Here is a 16,530-nt window from a genome sequence, read left to right as displayed (position 1 = left end):
TCGGGCCCGGAGCGTCGTCTCCCGGTGCCTTCCCGGATCAGCGAGCAGCGGCGTCTCGCAGCGCCTTGCGCACGCGCTTGGCCGAGACGGTGTGGGCGGTGCCGAGCTCCTGGGCGAACAGCGAGACGCGCAGCTCCTCGAGCTCCCACTCGATCACTGCCAGCGCCTCGGGCACCGGCAGGCCCTTCGGCACGGCGGCCACGGCCTTGTCGAACTCCTCCTCGAGGGACTGGATCTCGCTCATGTTCACGCCGTCGCGCTGGATGTTGGCGGTGCCCACGAGCTTGTCGATGCGCAGCTCCATGGCCTTGAGGTAGCGCGGCAGGTGCTGCAGGTGCGCCCACCCGATACGGGTCACGAAGCCCGGCTTGACCAGACGGTCGAGCTGCTCTCGGATGTCGGCGAACGCGCTGACGGCTGCCATGGACGACGGTCGCTTGATCCGCTTGCGCACGGAGTTGGCCAGCGTGAGGACCTCGGCCACCAGCGCGGTGACCTGGAAGACGGTCTCGATCTGCTCGGCACGGACGTCGTCGAAGAGCCGGTCGAACTCCTGGCGGGTCCACGGCGGCTCGGCCGGCACGAGCTTGTCCACGGCGGCGCGGGTGCAGTCCTGGATGAGGGCGTCGACCGACCCGTGGGGATTCTGGGTGAAAACGATCTTCTCCCGGTTGTCCAGATGGTCCGAGATGAACCGCTGGGTGTTCGGCAGGCGGCGCTGCAGCAGCGAGATGGTGCCCGAGCGCTGGGCCGCCCGCTGGTCCTGCTCGGAGGAGAAGACGCGGACGTCGGCGGTGGGCTCGGAGGCCTCGGCGCCGGGGGAGGCCACGAGCGCCGGCCAGCCGGTGATGCGCTGACCGGAGACCACGGTGTCGACCTTGCGCGGCAGGTCCCGCTCGGGCCACTCGGTGAGCCCGTCGCGCTCCATCGCAGGCCCGGCCGTTTCCTTGCCGCCGCCGGAGGCAGGGCCCTTCTTCTTCCGCCCGCTCTTCCCCTGGGAGCCGGAGCCGCCTCCCGGGCCGGGGACGGCACCGGGGCCGGGCACCGGCAGCGCCGAGGCCGAGGTGCCCAGCGATTCGGCCAGCGTGGCGCGGACCTGATCCCGCAGCGCGACCTGCAGGTGCTCGAGGTCCTCGCCCTCGCCGAGGATCCGGTTGCGGGAGTCGCGGACCTGGAAGTGCATGCGCAGGTGCTCGGGCACAGCGGACCAGTCCCACGACCCCGGTGGGATGACGACGCCCTTGAGCTGGCGCAGAGCGCGCTCCAGAGACTGCTCCAGGTCGTCCTGCTCCGGATCGGCTTGAGCGTCGAGCAGCTCGACGGCCCGACGGGCCACATCCGGGGCCGGGACCACGCTCTTGCGCACCTGCTTGGGCAGCGAGCGGATCAGGGCGGTCACCAGCTCCGTGCGCAGACCCGGGATCAGCCAGCGGAAGGGCCCCGGGCGCAGCTGGTGCAGGAAGAGGATCGGCACGCGCACTGTGACGCCGTCGGCCTGGCGCCCGCGCCCGGACCCCTTCCGCTCGGAGGGTCCGGTGCCGGAACCGGGGGCGAACGTGTAGTCCAGATCCAGGCTCAGCTCACCGCCGTCGGTGCGGGCGATCCAGTGGCGCGGGAAGGCGGAGTCGTCCCAGGTCTCGGCCTGGTCGTCGATCAGCTGCTCGGGGTCGAAGTCGAGCAGGTGCTCGTCCTGGCGCGAGGCCTTCTTCCACCACGTGTCGAAGTGGGCCTGGGAGACGACCTCGGCGGGGACCCGGGCATCGAAGAACTCGTAGAGCGCCTGGTCGTCGACCCGCAGGTCCTTGCGGCGCAGCCGTGACTCGAGCTGCTCGACCTCGGCGAGCTTCCTGCGGTTTCGCTGCACGAAGCGGTGGCGGGTCTGCCAGTCGCCCTCCACGAGGGCCTTCTGCAGGAAGATCTCGCGGGAGGCGACCGGGTCGATCCTCCAGTAGCCCACGGGCCGATCCGCCGCCAGCGGGACGCCGTAGAGGGTGGCCCGCTCCTTGGCCATCACCGCGCCCTGGCTGCGGGACCAGTGCGGCTCGGCGTAGGTGCGCTTGACCAGATCGCCGGCGACCTCCTCGATCCACTGCGGTTCGACCGCGGCGTTCACGCGCGCCCACAGGCGGGAGGTCTCCACGAGCTCGGCAGAGACCACGAAGTCCGGCTTCTTCTTGAACAGCGCCGAGCCCGGGAAGATCGCGAAGCGCGTGCCGCGGGCGCCCTGGTAGTCGCGGGTGCGCTCATCGCGCAGGCCGATATGGCTGAGCAGCCCGGCCAGCAGGGACTTGTGGACGTCATCGGCCTTGGCGGCCGGATCGATCTCCCGGTCGCGGCCGACCTCGATGCCCACCGAGCGGCCCATCTGCCGCAGCTGCGTGTAGAGGTCCTGCCACTCGCGGATGCGCAGGAAATTCAGGAACTCGCGCTGCACGGTCTTGCGGAACTGCGAGCTGGACAGCTGCTCCTGCTGCTGCTGGAGGTGCTGCCACAGCAGCAGGAAGCCCAGGAAGTCGGAGCTCGTGTCCTTGAAGCGGGCGTGCAGCTCATCGGCCTGAGCCCGCTTCTCCAGCGGGCGCTCGCGGGGGTCCTGGATGGTCAGCGCGGCGGCCAGGATCATGACCTCGCGGGCGCAGCCGCGGCGCTGGCCCTCCACGATCATGCGGCCCAGCCGGGGATCCACGGGCAGCGCGGCCAGAGTGCGACCGGTGCGGGTCAGCGGAGAGCGCTCGTCGTCCCTGTCGCCGCGACCGCGCCCGCGGCGTCCGCGCGAGCCGCGCCCGGATCGCTCGCCGTCCTGCTCTGCCCGACGGCCGCGGGAGGACTCGGCGGGACGCAGGGCGCCGAGCTCGCGCAGCAGCATCACGCCGTCCTTCACGGCGCGGGATTCGGGCGGCTCCACGAACGGGAACCGGCCGATGTCCTCGGGGGAGTGGACCACCCCGGCAGAGGTCATCTGCAGGATGACAGAGGCCAGGTTGGTGCGCAGGATCTCCGGATCCGTGAACTCGGGACGGGACTCGAAGTCCTCCTGCGAGTACAGCCGGATGCAGATGCCGTCGGAGACGCGGCCGCAGCGGCCTGCGCGCTGATTCGCCGAGGCCTGCGAGATCCGCTCGATCGGCAGGCGCTGGACCTTGGTGCGGGTGGAGTACCGGGAGATGCGCGCCGTGCCGGTGTCGATCACGTACTTGATGCCGGGCACGGTCAGCGAGGTCTCGGCCACGTTGGTGGCCAGCACGATGCGCCGCGAGGAGCCGCGGGAGAACACGCGGTGCTGCTCGGCCATGGACAGCCGGCCGAACAGCGGAAGGACCTCGGTGCCGCGCAGCCGCGGACGATCCGCCACCAGGGACTCGAGCGCGTCCTGGGCATCGCGGATCTCGCGCTCGCCGGAGAAGAAGATCAGGATGTCGCCGCGGTCCTCGTGCGAGAGCTCCTCGACGGCCTCGCACACGGCGTCCAGGGGGTCGCGGTCCTCGTCCTCGAGGCCGTCGTCGTTGTCCTCGTCGATCTCGTGTTCGCCGCTCAGCGGCCGGTAGCGGATCTCGACGGGGTAGGTGCGCCCGGAGACCTCGATGATCGGCGCGGGCTCGGGCTGCGCGTCCTGCGAGCCATCGGTCGGCAGCGGCTCGTGGAAGTGCTGGGCGAAGCGCTCGGGATCGATCGTGGCCGAGGTGATGATCAGCTTCAGATCCGGGCGCTGGGGCAGGAGCGTCTTGAGGTAGCCGAGCAGGAAGTCGATGTTCAGGGAGCGCTCGTGGGCCTCGTCCACGATGATCGCGGAGTAGCGCGAGAGCAGGCGGTCGTGCTGGATCTCGGCAAGCAGGATGCCGTCGGTCATCAGCTTGATCCGCGAGTCCCGGCCCACCTCCGAGGTGAAGCGGACCTGGTAGCCGACCGTCTGGCCGATCTTCTCGCCCATCTCCTCGGCGATGCGCTCGGCCACCGAGCGGGCGGCGATGCGCCGGGGCTGGGTGTGCCCGATCATGCCGGACTCGCCCAGGCCGAGCTCTAAGCACATCTTGGGGATCTGGGTGGTCTTGCCGGAGCCGGTCTCGCCGGCGATCACGACGACCTGATGGTCGCGGATCGCGTCCTGGATGTCCTGGCGCCGGCCCGAGACCGGCAGCTGCTCGGGGTAGACGATCCGGGGGCCGGTGCCCTCGTGCGCGGTGGTGGTCATATCCGGGCCATTCTACGGGGCGGGGACGACGGCCCCGCGGCCGCCGTCCCCCTGGCGGCGCCCTCGTGGGGCAGCGCGGCGCCTCAGAGCAGCTCGAGCGCGCTGCGAGCGGCCCGGTCCGCGGCTCCCAGGTAGGACCCGCCGCGCGGAGGGTCGAAGAGCACCGCGTGGGCGATCAGCACGAAGAGCTGATGCAGCCCCGTGCGCTCGTGCCACCCGTCGCGCAGCGGATGCGCCTCCTGATAGCCGGCCAGGATCTCCTCCAGGTGCGGGGCGCCGAAGACCGAGAGGAAGGCCAGGTCCTGCTCCCGGTGGTCGCCATGGGCGGCGGGGTCGATCAGCACCGCGCCCTGGTCGTCCCACATCAGATTGCCCGCCCACAGGTCGCCGTGGATGCGTGCGGGACGGTCGCCGTCGTCGAACCTCCCCGCTTCGATGGCCTCGGTCGCCCGCTCGATGTCCTCGAGCTCCGAGTCCGTGACGCCGCGGGAGCGCAGCCGCTCGAGCATGGGGCGCAGCCGCTGACCGCCGTAGAAGGCGCCCCAGGAATCCGTCGGCTCGAGCGAGACCTCGATCGGCTGCTCGAGCGGGCCGAACCAGCCGCTGCGCCAGCCCTCTTCCGGGGCGGGACGCGTCCACTGCGAGCTGGCCGCAGGCACCGGCGGTGCCGCGCCGAAGGCCTCCGCGCCCAGGTCATGCGTCTGCGCCAGGGCCCGGCCGAAGCTCCGCGCCGCCTCAGGGGTGGGCTGCGCGGAGCCGATGCGGCCCAGCTCCAGGAAGTCCGCGCCGACGTTGTGGACGGGAGCGCAGCGCACCGGACCCTCATCGAGCCACAGCAGTCCGGCTGCCTCCAGGGCGAAGACGCCGGGGGAAGAGCCGTCGGAGGACTTGCGGTGGATCTGGTGCTCAGCAGGCTTGCGATCACGTGTCATGCCACGAGTCTGACGCCACTAGGGTGGATCCGCACGCCCGGGCGAAACATTCGCCCAACCGACCGCCGAGCCCCTGGCCGAGGAGGCCGCAGAGATGACCAGCCTGTCCCCGCAGCAGCGGGCCCGACGACGCCGGATCGCCGGCCTGCTGGCCCTCGTGGGCATCGTCCTGCTGCTGGTCTCCACCTATGCCGTGCCCATGGGCATCATCTACTGGGCCCGGGCCACCTCGGAGGAGGCCCCGGTCCCGCTCACCGACGGTGCGCTGCTCACGATCATCGCCGGACCTGTCTCCCTTGTGCTCGGGGGCATCCTGAGCATCGCGGCCTTCCAGATCACTCGCTCCCACCGCGAGCCGCGCACCGAGGAGGACCGCGAGCTCGATGAGCAGTGGGGCGACGACGCCATGATCGACTTCGATCCGACCGAGTTCAACAGCGGCCATCGCTCGGCTCGCCAGCGCGAGCGCGATCGCTGGAGCTGATCCGGATCGGCTGAGGCATCAAGAAGGCGCCGATGGGGCGCAGCACCGGGGAATCCTCCCCGTGCTGCGCCCCTTCAGCGCTCACAGCCGCCTCGGCGGTTCAGCTCTCAGGACCGGCGGCGCCGCAGCGCGGTCGCTCCCACCAGGCCAGCTCCGGCCATCAGCAGGACGCCGCCGGCGATCACCACCGATCCGTTCGAGACACCGGCGTGCGGCAGCTGCTCGCCCCACCACTGCTCAGCGGGGGGGGGGCTGCTCGGCCTCCTGCGCAGGAGCGGCCTGCTCCGGTGCGGCCGGGGTCGGCTCTGGCGCGGGGCCGGCGTCTGGGCCCGCGCCGTCTGAGCCGTCGCCCGGGACCGCGGCGCTCGGGCTCGACGTGGCTCTCGGCTGCGGGACGACGGGCTCCTCCGACGGCTGCTGCGTGGGTGCCTGAGTCGGGGCCGGTGCGGGCTCCGGCGTCGGTTCGGCGGTCGGTTCCTCAGTGGGTTCGGGACGCGCACGGAGACCGTCTCTCCCGGGATCAGGTCGCGCAGCTCGTAGAGGTAGGGGTCCTCCTCGGTGCCCAGGCCCGGGCTGTAGTCGATCTTCGGGTTCACGCGCGTTCCGTAGAGCAGTGCGGAGGCGAACTGCTGGGTGCCGTTGACGTACCCGTGGCCCTGGAAGCTCAGCATCATGCGCGACTCGGCGGGGATATACGGGAAGTCGTAGGTGCAGGTCACGGTGCCGTCGGCGATCACGACCCGGGTGGGCGTCGGCACTGCCGGCGAGGAGGTCGAGGTCAGCTGCGTCCCGTAGTGGGCCGCCACGATGGCCGGCTCGTCGGCGATGAACAGCCGGGGTGTGGCGGAGACCGACGGGCTGTCGGAGCCTGCGGGCAGGGTCACCGTCAGGGTCGCGTCGCGGACCTCGCGGTAGACGGCCAGGGAGCCTGCGGCGAGCCGACGGGCTGCCGTGCGCCGTGCCGCGCGACGCGGTGCGGATCCGCTCCCGCTCGAGAGGCTGGTGTCCCGCTCGAGAGGCTGGTGGGGGAGGGGGTTCCGCTGCTGTGCATGGTGCTCCAAAGGCCTTGTCGGCCTGGGGGGGGGTGCCGACGTGAGGACTCGGATGAGGGCGCGCCCACGCGTCACCGACGAGTCGCGAATGGCCTCGGAGTAGGTCCACGTGAGAGCCCACACCTATATTCCGTCACATGTTTTCAACTGTGACTTCTTGGCGGCTCATCTGTCGCGCGGTCGAGGTTCGCGAGACTGCTCGGCGTCCCTGACCTGCGGCGACCGTGGTGGTGGCAGAGATGCCCTGAGCCGGAGTGGCCCACGGCTCTGACGGCGAGGGCGACAGCTATGGAAAAAGCCTGAGCCGCGACCTCGTCTGTGGGCGGGGTCGCGGCTCAGGCCGGAAGTGCCCGAGATAGGATTCGAACCTACGACTTCCTGCTCCGGAGGCAGGCGCTCTATCCCCTGAGCTACTCGGGCGGGGGTCGATGCTCCGGCACGGATGCCGTGATCGACCCGACGACTCTATCACCACGGCCGCCCCGGGTCGCATCGGCGGGCAGCCCGTCGCGGCCCCGTCGGACGACCCGGTCGGCGGAGGCCCGCAGGTACACTGTCCCGGTGACTCCCGAAGAACTCTCCGCAGCCCTGTCCGCCAGCCTCGAGCAGGCCGTCGCCTCGGGGGAGCTCGCTCTCGCAGAGGATGCGCAGCTGCCCGAGCTGAAGGTGGAACGTCCCAAGAGCCGAGAGCACGGGGACTGGGCCACGAACGTGGCCATGCAGCTGACCAAGAAGGTCGGGATGCCCCCGCGCGAGGTCGCCGCAGTGCTGAAGGCCCGCTTCGAGCAGATCGAGGGCGTGGCCTCCGTCGACATCGCCGGGCCCGGGTTCCTCAACATCGTCCTGGACGCCGCCGCAGCAGGCGAGCTCGCCCGCTCCATCGTGGAGGCGGGCCGGGAGTTCGGCCGTGGCACCGCCATGCAGGGCCGCAGCATCAACCTCGAGTTCGTCTCGGCCAATCCCACCGGCCCCATCCACCTGGGCGGCACCCGCTGGGCCGCCGTCGGCGACTCCCTGGCTCGCGTGTTCCAGGCTCAGGGCGCAGACGTCACCCGCGAGTACTACTTCAACGACCACGGCGCCCAGATCGACCGCTTCGCACGCTCCCTGCTGGCCCGGGCCCAGGGCCAGCCCGCCCCGGAGGACGGCTACGGCGGCGAGTACATCTCGGACATCGCCCAGCGCGTGCTGGAGGCAGAGCCCGGAGCGCTCGAGTCCGAGGACCCGCAGGAGGCCTTCCGCGCTGCCGGCGTCGAGTTCATGTTCGGCGACATCAAGCAGTCGCTGCACGAGTTCGGCGTGGACTTCGACGTCTGGTTCCACGAGGACTCGCTGTTCCGCGACGGCTCCGTGGAGGCCCTGCTCGAACAGCTGAAGGAGCAGGGAGCCCTCTACTTCGCCGACGGCGCGTGGTGGCTGCGCTCCACCGATCACGGCGACGACAAGGACCGCGTGGTCGTGAAGTCGGACGGCAAGGCCGCCTACATCGCCGGCGACATCGCCTACTACAAGGACAAGCGCGACCGCGGAGCGGACCTGTGCCTCTACCTCCTGGGCGCGGATCACCACGGCTACGTGGCGCGCCTGAAGGCAGTGGCCGCCTCGCTGGGCGACTCCCCGGATCGGGTCGAGGTCATGATCGGGCAGATGGTCAACCTGGTGCGCAACGGGGCGGCGGTGCGGATGTCCAAGCGCGCCGGAACCGTGGTGACCATGGAGGACCTGGTCGAGGCCGTCGGCGTGGATGCCGCGCGCTACTCGCTGACCCGGTACTCGATCGACTCCAACATCGACATCGACCTGGACCTGCTGACCAAGCGCTCCAACGAGAACCCGGTCTTCTACGTCCAGTACGCCCACGCCCGCACCTGCGCGGTGGGGCGCAATGCCGCCGAGATCGGGGTCCGCCGCACCGCTGAGGACGGCGCGGCCGCCTTCGACGCCTCCCTGCTCTCCCACGAGACCGAGACCGAGCTGCTGGCAGGGCTGGGGCAGTACCCGCGGATCGTCGCCGAGGCCGCGCAGCTGCGCGAGCCGCACCGCGTGGCCCGCCACCTGGAGGCGCTGGCCGGGTCCTACCACCGCTGGTACGGCGCCTGCCGCGTGACCCCGCAGGGCGACGAGCAGATCACCGACACCCACCGCACCCGCCTGTGGCTCAACGATGCCACGCGCCAGGTCCTGGCCAACGGCCTCGAGCTGCTGGGCGTGAGCGCACCGGAGAGGATGTGAGCATGCCCCTGGACAGCGATCCGGCGCAGGAGCCGGCCGAGGACGTCGTGACCACCGGGTTCCGGCTGCAGCCGGTCCCGCTGCTGGAGCCCGCCCGGGGGGAGCAGATCCACACTGGCCCCAGTCCGCTGGCGCCCGAGTGGCTCGAGGTCCCGCAGGACTGGACCAGCCTGGATCCCAAGATCTGGCCGGAGCAGTTCGGCCGCGATGACGAGGGCACGCTCACCGTCTCGGGCATCCCCACCACCGCACTGGCCGAGCACTACGGCACCGCGCTCTACGTGGTCTCCGAGGACGCCTTCCGCCAGCGAGCAGCACAGTTCCGCACGGCCTTCCAGGACGCCTTCGCCGCGATCGGCGCGGAGGCCTCCGTCTACTACGCCGGCAAGGCCTTCCTGACCCCGGAGATCGCACGCTGGGTGCAGGAGGAGGGCCTCAACCTCGACACGGCCTCCGGCGGCGAGATGGCCGCAGGGCTGCGCGGCGGCATGCCGCCCGAGCGCATGGCGCTGCACGGCAACAACAAGTCCGCCGCGGAGATCACCATGGCGCTGGACGCCGGCGTGGGCCGCATCGTCGTGGACTCCCTGCAGGAGATCGAGCTCGTCGGGCGACTGGCCCGCACGCTCGGGGTGAAGGCGCCGGTGATGATCCGGGTGACCCCGGGCATCCATGCCGAGACCCACGAGTTCATCGCGACCGCGCACGAGGACCAGAAGTTCGGGCTCTCCATGGCCGCAGAGGACGGAGAGTCCCCGGCGCTGCACGCCATCAGCGGCTGCGTGGCGCACCCGGACATCGAGCTGATGGGCCTGCACTGCCACATCGGCTCGCAGATCTTCGCCTCCGACGGCTTCGCCCAGGCCGCCGATCGCGTGCTCGGGCTCATGGGAGAGGTCGAGCGCCGCTTCGGCGTCACGCTGCCGCAGCTGGATCTCGGCGGCGGCTACGGGATCGGCTACACCGCCGCAGATGCTCCCCGCCCGGCCGCGGCCGTCGCCCAGGACATCGCCCGGGCCGTCCAGGAGTCCTGCCGGCGGCTGGGCCTGCAGATCCCGCACCTTTCCGTCGAGCCGGGCCGCTCGATCACCGGTCCCGCCGGGATCAGCCTCTACACCGTGGGGACGTGCAAGTCCGTCACGGTCCGGGACGGACTGCGCCGCCGGTACCTCTCGGTCGACGGCGGCATGTCGGACAACGCCCGCCCCGTGCTCTACGGCGCGGACTACTCGGTGGTCGTGGCCGACCGTGCCGAGGAGCATCGCGGGCAGGCCCCCGCGCTGTCCCGCGTGGTCGGCAAGCACTGCGAGTCCGGCGACATCCTGGTGCACAGCGCCTACCTGCCCGAGGGCGTGCGCGCCGGCGACCTGCTGGCCGTTCCCGCCACCGGCGCGTACTGCTGGGCGCTGTCCAGCAACTACAACTGGCTGCCGCGTCCGGGCGTGGTCGCGGTGCGCACTGTCGACGGCATCCCCGAGGCCCGGCTGATCGTGCGCGGCGAGACGGAGGAGGACCTCTTCGCCCGCGACGTCTCCCAGGACCCCGAGGCCTCCCGCCCGCTGCGCCTCGCCGAGCGCTGAAGTTCCGCAGCACCCGACCACCCGAACGCCCCGACCCCACCCGTCTGGAGCCTCCACGTGACCCACGCACCCGACACCCGTCCTGACGTCGTCCGAATCGCCCTGCTCGGCGCCGGCAATGTCGGCGCCGAGGTGGCCCGCGTCCTGCTCGAGCAGCCCGAGGAGCTGGCCCGTCGCATCGGCGCCCGACCCGAGCTGATCGGCATCGCCGTGCGCGACACCTCCGCCCAGCGCACCGTCGAGCTGCCGCAGCAGCTGCTGACCACCGACGCCGAGTCGCTGATCGACGCCGCCGACGCGGTCGTCGAGCTGACCGGCGGCATCGAACCGGCCCGCACCCGGATCCTGAGCGCGCTGAATGCCGGCAAGCCCGTGGTCAGCGGCAACAAGGCGCTGCTGGCCCGGCACGGACAGGAGCTGCACGAGGCGGCCGAGGCCTCCGGGACCACCCTGAACTATGAGGCCGCCGTGGCCGGGGCCATCCCGATCGTGCGCCCGGTGCTCGAGTCGCTGTCCGGGGACCGCATCCGCCGCGTGCTCGGCATCATGAACGGCACGACCAACTACATCCTCGACCAGATGGACACCACCGGGGCCTCGTTCGACGACGCCCTGGCCGAGGCCCAGCGCCTGGGCTTCGCGGAGGCCGATCCCACAGCTGATGTGGAGGGCCATGACGCCGCCGCCAAGGTCGCGATCCTGGGCGGGCTGGCCTTCCACTCGTGGTACACGATCGACGACGTCTACTGCCGGGGCATCCGCGGGATCACCGCAGAGGACGTCGAGGCCGCGCGCTCCGCGGGCTTCGTGATCAAGCTGCTCGGCGTGGCCGAGCGGGTCTCCTCGGGCGTGAACCTGCGCGTGGTGCCGACCATGATCCCGCGCACCCACCCCCTGGCCAGCGTCCACGGCGGTTACAACGCGGTGTTCGTGGAGGCCGACGGCGCTGAGGAACTCATGTTCTACGGCCCCGGTGCCGGCGGCGGGCCCACCGCCTCTGCCGTGCTCGGGGATCTGGTCTCGGCCCTGCGCCGCGTCGTGGCCGGAGGACCGGGCATCGGCCCGGTCGTGCACGCGGGCCTGCCGGCCACCGGCGTCGACGACGTCCAGACCAGCTTCTCCCTGACCCTGCTGTGCCCCGATCAGACCGGGGTGCTCGCGGCGGTGGCCGGGGTGTTCGCCGAGCACGGCGTCTCGGTCTCGACCATGCGCCAGGACGACGTCCGCGACGATCCCCGCCGCCCCGGGGAGGACCTGGCCGAGATCCGCATCGTGACGCACCGGGCCCGCAACGCGGACCTCGTGCGCACCGTCGAGGCCGTGCGCGGCCTGGACGTGGTCTACGACCTCTCCGGGCTCATCCGGGTCGAGGCCGACGACTGAGCACGGATTCGTCCGCAGCCGCACGGGCCGGCGGACCCGCGAGTCCGACGAGCCCCAGCGGCCCCGGCACGACAACGCAGTGACAACCCCGCGGCACCGCCCACCGGGCGAGGCAGCCGCAGCGAAGCGAGGAGCAGCAATGGCACATCAGTGGCAGGGCGTCATCAACGAGTACCGCGACCGCCTTCCGGTCACCGATTCCACCCCCGTCGTCTCGATGGGCGAGGGCGGCACCCCGCTGATCCGCGCCCGCGCGCTGTCCGAGCTGACCGGCTGCGAGGTCTGGGTCAAGTTCGAGGGCATGAACCCCACCGGCTCCTTCAAGGACCGCGGCATGACCATGGCCATCACCAAGGCCAAGGAGGAAGGCGCCAAGGCGGTCGTGTGCGCCTCGACCGGCAACACCTCCGCCTCCGCCGCGGCCTACGCCAAGCAGGCCGGCATGCGCTGCGCCGTGCTGGTGCCCGAGGGCAAGATCTCCATGGGCAAGATGGCCCAGGCCGTTGCCCACGGCGCCGACATCATCCAGATCAACGGCAACTTCGACAACTGCCTCGAGGTCGCGCGCAAGCTCTCTGAGTCCTACCCGGTCTTCCTGGTCAATTCCGTGAACCCGTACCGGATCCAGGGGCAGAAGACCGGCGCCTTCGAGGTCGTCGACGCCCTGGGCGATGCTCCGGACCTGCACATCCTGCCGGTCGGCAACGCGGGCAACATCACCGCGTACTGGAAGGGCTACCAGGAGTACGCCGCCGAGTTCACCAACGACCAGGGCGACGTCCTGCCGGCCGTGGCCACGAAGACCCCCACCATGTGGGGCTTCCAGGCCGAGGGCTCGGCGCCGCTGGTGGCCGGGCATCCGATCGATGACCCGGACACCGTGGCCACCGCGATCCGCATCGGCAACCCCGCCTCGTGGGACACCGCGATCGCCGCGCGCGACGACTCCGGAGGACTGATCGAGGCCGTCTCGGATACCGAGATCATCGCCGCTCAGCGCTTCCTGTCCTCGCGCGATGGCGTGTTCGTGGAGCCCGGCTCCGCCGCCGGCGTGGCGGGCCTGATCAAGAAGCACGAGCAGGGCCAGGTCCCTGCCGGTGCGCGGATCGTCATCACGGTGACGGGCCACGGTCTCAAGGACCCGCAGTGGGCCGTGAAGGGCGCCGAGGCCGAGGACCCGCATGCCGCCGAGCCGGTGCGCGTGGACTTCGACGTCGTGTCCGTCGCCTCCGCTCTGGGCCTCGAGTGAGCCCCGTGGCGCGTCGCGACTGGCGCGAGGTCCTGGTCCCGGGGCGCTCCGTGGCCGTGAGCGTCCCGGCCTCGACCGGCAACGTGGGCCCCGGCTTCGACACCCTGGGCCTGGCCCTGGAGCACCGCGACGAGATCGAGCTCACCGTCCTGGAATCGGGCCTGGAGTTCGAGCTGCAGGGGGAGGGCTCCGAGTCCGTGCCCCGCACGGAGGACCACCTCCTGGTGCGCGCCGTCCGCGCCGCCTGGCGCGCGGCAGGCCTTCAGGAGCAGCCCGGCATGCGGATCGTGGCGCGCAACCGCGTCCCCCACGGCCGCGGCATGGGCTCCTCGGCCGCCTGCGCGGTGGCGGGAGTGGTGGCCGGCAACGCCCTGCTCGCCGAGCAGCAGCGCCTCGACGAGGACGCCGTCTTCCAGGTCTGCGCCGGCATGGAGGGTCATCCGGACAACGTGGCTCCGGCCCTCTACGGCGGCCTGACGATCTCGTGGGGCGAGCCCGGGGCCTGGCGGACGGCCCCCGTGGACGTGCTGCCGGAGATCGTGCCGATCGTGGCGATCCCCAACTACGAGGTCTCCACGGCGCTGGCGCGCTCGCTGCTGCCCCAGACGGTCGACCACCGCGAGGCGGCCCGCAACGCCGGGCGCTGCGCCCTGCTGATCGACGCCATGTCGCATCGCCCCGAGCACCTGATGCCCGCCACCGCCGACAGCCTGCACCAGCCCTTCCGCGCACCGGCCATGGAGCCCAGCGCGGCCCTGGTGGCCGCGCTGCGGGAGCAGGGGCACGCCGCGCTGATCTCGGGAGCCGGACCCACCGTTCTGGTGCTCTCCGATTCCGCGCCGTCCGCTGATGCCGCGGAGAAGGCCATCGGCGAGCTCGCCGCGCACCAGGGCCCGGGCAGCGAGCACGTCACCTGGCGTGTTCTGCGCCTGTCCGTGCCTCAGCAGGGTGCTAAGGTGAGCGAGCATCCATACAGCATCTAGGATGCGCACGGGCGTTCGAGTCCGCTCCAGCAGACCGAGGTCCGCCGGGGGTGCTCGTAGTCTCCGCCCGACCCGACGCAAGCCCCGCCTGCTCCGGCAGGACGGCTCGTCCAGTCTCCATCGCGATATCGCCCTCGGCACGGCCTGCGTGCATGCCGTCGGGCGGGCATCTCATCGGATGGGGGCTCCGTCGGCGAGATCGTCGCCATCTGCAGCGCGATCAGGCCCGCAGCTTGCGGCCCGCCACCATGCACAAGAGGTCCGGCGTCTGAGTGCCGAGGCCTTCCACCGAGGGAGAAGGAAACCTTCGTGACCGAATCCACCGACCTGACCTCAGGTACGGATCAGAACTCCGAGCAGAACCAGGGCACCGGCCTCTCGGGCCTCAAGCTGGCTCAGCTGCAGGCCCTCGCCGCGCAGCTGGGCATCACCGGGGCTCGCCGCATGCGCAAGTCGCTGCTGGTCGACGCCATCCAGGCGCATCAGCGCGGCGGCGCCGTCGCCGAGCGCGATGTCGAGGTGGCCGAGAAGATCGAGAAGACCGCGCAGCGCGCCGCCGCCAAGGCCCAGGGCGATGACGCCTCCTCGGCCCAGGCGGGGGAGCCGAAGGTGGAGCCCGAGGCGGGCGATCTGCCGAAGGTCTCCGCGCGCACCGGCCGCGGCCGCCGCTCCTCGGGCTCCGAAGGCTCGCAGGGCGAGCAACAGGGGCAGGACCGCGAGAGCCAGTCCGGCTCGGAGTCCGGGCAGGACGCCCCGTCGGGCGATGACTCCCAGCAGCGCTCCGAGGGCGGGCGCCCCTCGCGCTCCCAGCGACGCGGCCGGGGACGTCAATCCGACTCGGACGATCAGGGCGCTCAGAACAGCGCCGGCCAGAGCAACGGCGGCCACGACGACTCCGAGTCCTCGGACGAGGGCGGGCGCCGTCACAACGGCCAGAACGACGGCGGCGGCCGCGGCAGGGGCCGCGGCAAGGGCCAGGGCGGCCAGAACGACGGCGGCCAGCAGGGCGGCAAGGGCCAGAACAGCCAGAACGGCGGCGGCAAGGGCCAGAACGGCCAGGGCGGCAAGCAGCAGTCCAAGCGCCAGGGCGGCAGCGACCAGAACGGCGACGACGATGGCGGCTCGCGCCGCAGCCGTCGCAACCGCGGCCGCAATGATCGCAACGACCGCAACGAGCGCCGGAACAACCGTCGCAACCGCGGCGGCAACGGCCCCGAGGTCGATGACACGGAGCTGACCGAGGACGACGTCCTGCTGCCCGTGGCCGGCATCCTGGACGTGCTGGACAACTACGCCTTCGTGCGGACCTCCGGCTACCTGCCCGGCCCGAACGACGTCTACGTCTCGCTGGCCCAGGTCAAGAAGAACAACCTGCGCAAGGGCGACGCCGTCGTCGGCGCCATCCGCGCCCCGCGCGAGGGCGAGGAGAACCAGCGCGGCCAGCGCCAGAAGTTCAACGCCCTGGTGCAGCTGACCAGCGTCAACGGCAAGAAGCCGGAGGAGCAGGGCGATCGCACCGAGTTCTCCAAGCTCGTGCCGCTCTACCCGCAGGAGCGCCTGCGCCTGGAGACCGAGCCCAAGAAGGTCGGCCCGCGAGTGGTCGATCTGGTCTCGCCGATCGGCAAGGGCCAGCGCGGCCTGATCGTCTCCCCGCCCAAGGCGGGCAAGACGCTGATGCTGCAGTCGATCGCCAACGCGATCACCACGAACAACCCCGAGGTCCACCTCATGATGGTGCTCGTGGACGAGCGCCCCGAGGAGGTCACGGACATGCAGCGCACGGTGAAGGGCGAGGTCATCGCCTCGACCTTCGACCGTCCCGCGGACGACCACACCACCGTGGCCGAGCTGGCCATCGAGCGCGCCAAGCGCCTCGTGGAGCTGGGCATGGACGTCGTGGTGCTGCTGGATTCCATGACCCGCCTGGGCCGTGCGTACAACCTGTCGGCTCCGGCCTCCGGGCGCATCCTCTCCGGCGGCGTGGACTCGGCGGCGCTGTACCCGCCCAAGCGCTTCTTCGGCGCCGCGCGCAACATCGAGAACGGCGGCTCACTGACCATCCTCGCCACCGCGCTGGTGGAGACCGGGTCCAAGATGGACGAGGTCATCTTCGAGGAGTTCAAGGGCACCGGAAACATGGAGCTGCGCCTGTCCCGTCAGCTGGCGGACAAGCGCATCTTCCCCGCCGTGGACGTCAACTCCTCGGGCACCCGTCGCGAGGAGAACCTCATGGGCGCCGATGAGCTGAAGATCATGTGGAAGCTGCGTCGAGTGCTCTCGAGCCTGGATCAGCAGCAGGCCCTCGAGCTGCTGACCTCCAAGCTGCGCGACACCCAGTCGAACGCCGAGTTCCTCATGCAGGTCCAGAAGACCACGCTGAACGTCAAGGCGGACGACGACCGCTGAGGTCCCTCGCGACCAGCCCCGGGGTCCGCTCGACGAGCGGTCC

Annotated in this window: 10 protein-coding genes and 1 tRNA gene; 7 read left to right on the top strand and 4 right to left on the bottom strand. The window is 71.3% G+C overall.

Features of this window, described 5'->3' with window-relative positions; translation table 11 throughout:
- Positions 1 to 37: 37 nt before the first annotated feature.
- Both hrpA and RF645_RS02725 read right to left on the bottom strand, forming a co-directional pair.
- Positions 38 to 4,186, bottom strand: coding sequence for an ATP-dependent RNA helicase HrpA (gene hrpA / locus RF645_RS02730; protein ID WP_058871267.1), 4,149 nt, complete (start codon positions 4,184 to 4,186; stop codon positions 38 to 40).
- 83 nt (positions 4,187 to 4,269) lie between these two features.
- Positions 4,270 to 5,118 carry a fructosamine kinase family protein gene (locus RF645_RS02725; protein WP_271403939.1) on the bottom strand — a complete coding sequence of 283 codons (849 nt, stop codon included), beginning with the start codon at positions 5,116 to 5,118 and terminating at the stop codon, positions 4,270 to 4,272.
- 94 nt (positions 5,119 to 5,212) lie between these two features.
- On the opposite strand from RF645_RS02725, the gene RF645_RS02720 reads away from it, so the two are divergent.
- A complete protein-coding gene (locus RF645_RS02720; RefSeq protein ID WP_024290798.1) occupies positions 5,213 to 5,602 on the top strand; it encodes a hypothetical protein in 390 nt (129 codons plus the stop codon).
- A gap of 107 nt (positions 5,603 to 5,709) precedes the next feature.
- Here the strand turns inward: RF645_RS02720 and RF645_RS02715 are convergent, their stop codons facing one another.
- Positions 5,710 to 6,663 (bottom strand): LPXTG cell wall anchor domain-containing protein, encoded by a 954-nt coding sequence (locus RF645_RS02715; protein ID WP_368818555.1) that lies wholly within the window; start codon positions 6,661 to 6,663, stop codon positions 5,710 to 5,712.
- A 338-nt stretch (positions 6,664 to 7,001) separates the two neighbouring features.
- A tRNA-Arg gene (locus RF645_RS02710) sits at positions 7,002 to 7,074 on the bottom strand.
- Between the two features lie 141 nt (positions 7,075 to 7,215).
- Here RF645_RS02710 and argS point away from each other — a divergent pair.
- The 6 genes from argS to rho all read left to right on the top strand — a co-directional run bounded on the left by argS (position 7,216) and on the right by rho (position 16,487).
- Positions 7,216 to 8,886, top strand: coding sequence for an arginine--tRNA ligase (gene argS / locus RF645_RS02705; protein ID WP_058871265.1), 1,671 nt, complete (start codon positions 7,216 to 7,218; stop codon positions 8,884 to 8,886).
- Positions 8,887 to 8,888: 2 nt separating this feature from the next.
- Complete coding sequence (gene lysA / locus RF645_RS02700; RefSeq protein ID WP_235586753.1) at positions 8,889 to 10,466, top strand: diaminopimelate decarboxylase; 1,578 nt, start codon at positions 8,889 to 8,891, stop codon at positions 10,464 to 10,466.
- 57 nt (positions 10,467 to 10,523) lie between these two features.
- On the top strand, positions 10,524 to 11,849 hold the full coding sequence (locus RF645_RS02695) for a homoserine dehydrogenase (protein ID WP_368818554.1): 1,326 nt from the start codon (positions 10,524 to 10,526) through the stop codon (positions 11,847 to 11,849).
- A gap of 139 nt (positions 11,850 to 11,988) precedes the next feature.
- Positions 11,989 to 13,098: a threonine synthase gene (gene thrC / locus RF645_RS02690; protein ID WP_006215225.1), complete on the top strand. Its 1,110-nt coding sequence runs from the start codon at positions 11,989 to 11,991 to the stop codon at positions 13,096 to 13,098.
- A 5-nt stretch (positions 13,099 to 13,103) separates the two neighbouring features.
- Positions 13,104 to 14,081: a homoserine kinase gene (gene thrB / locus RF645_RS02685; RefSeq protein ID WP_024290793.1), complete on the top strand. Its 978-nt coding sequence runs from the start codon at positions 13,104 to 13,106 to the stop codon at positions 14,079 to 14,081.
- A gap of 309 nt (positions 14,082 to 14,390) precedes the next feature.
- On the top strand, positions 14,391 to 16,487 hold the full coding sequence (rho, locus tag RF645_RS02680; RefSeq protein ID WP_058871263.1) for a transcription termination factor Rho: 2,097 nt from the start codon (positions 14,391 to 14,393) through the stop codon (positions 16,485 to 16,487).
- Positions 16,488 to 16,530: the final 43 nt, after the last annotated feature.

Source organism: Kocuria sp. CPCC 205260 (assembly GCF_040981045.1).
GTDB lineage: Bacteria > Actinomycetota > Actinomycetes > Actinomycetales > Micrococcaceae > Kocuria > Kocuria palustris.
Note: the sequence above shows the minus strand (reverse complement) of the source record. Positions and strands in the feature narration are given on the sequence as shown.

Excerpts from the sequence above, each read along its gene's own strand:
- thrC (WP_006215225.1), top strand. The coding sequence starts at position 11,989 with ATGGCACATCAGTGGCAGGGCGTCATCAACGAGTACCGCGACCGCCTT.
- RF645_RS02725 (WP_271403939.1), bottom strand. The coding sequence starts at position 5,118 with ATGACACGTGATCGCAAGCCTGCTGAGCACCAGATCCACCGCAAGTCC.
- RF645_RS02720 (WP_024290798.1), top strand. The coding sequence starts at position 5,213 with ATGACCAGCCTGTCCCCGCAGCAGCGGGCCCGACGACGCCGGATCGCC.
- hrpA (WP_058871267.1), bottom strand. The coding sequence starts at position 4,186 with ATGACCACCACCGCGCACGAGGGCACCGGCCCCCGGATCGTCTACCCC.
- lysA (WP_235586753.1), top strand. The coding sequence starts at position 8,889 with ATGCCCCTGGACAGCGATCCGGCGCAGGAGCCGGCCGAGGACGTCGTG.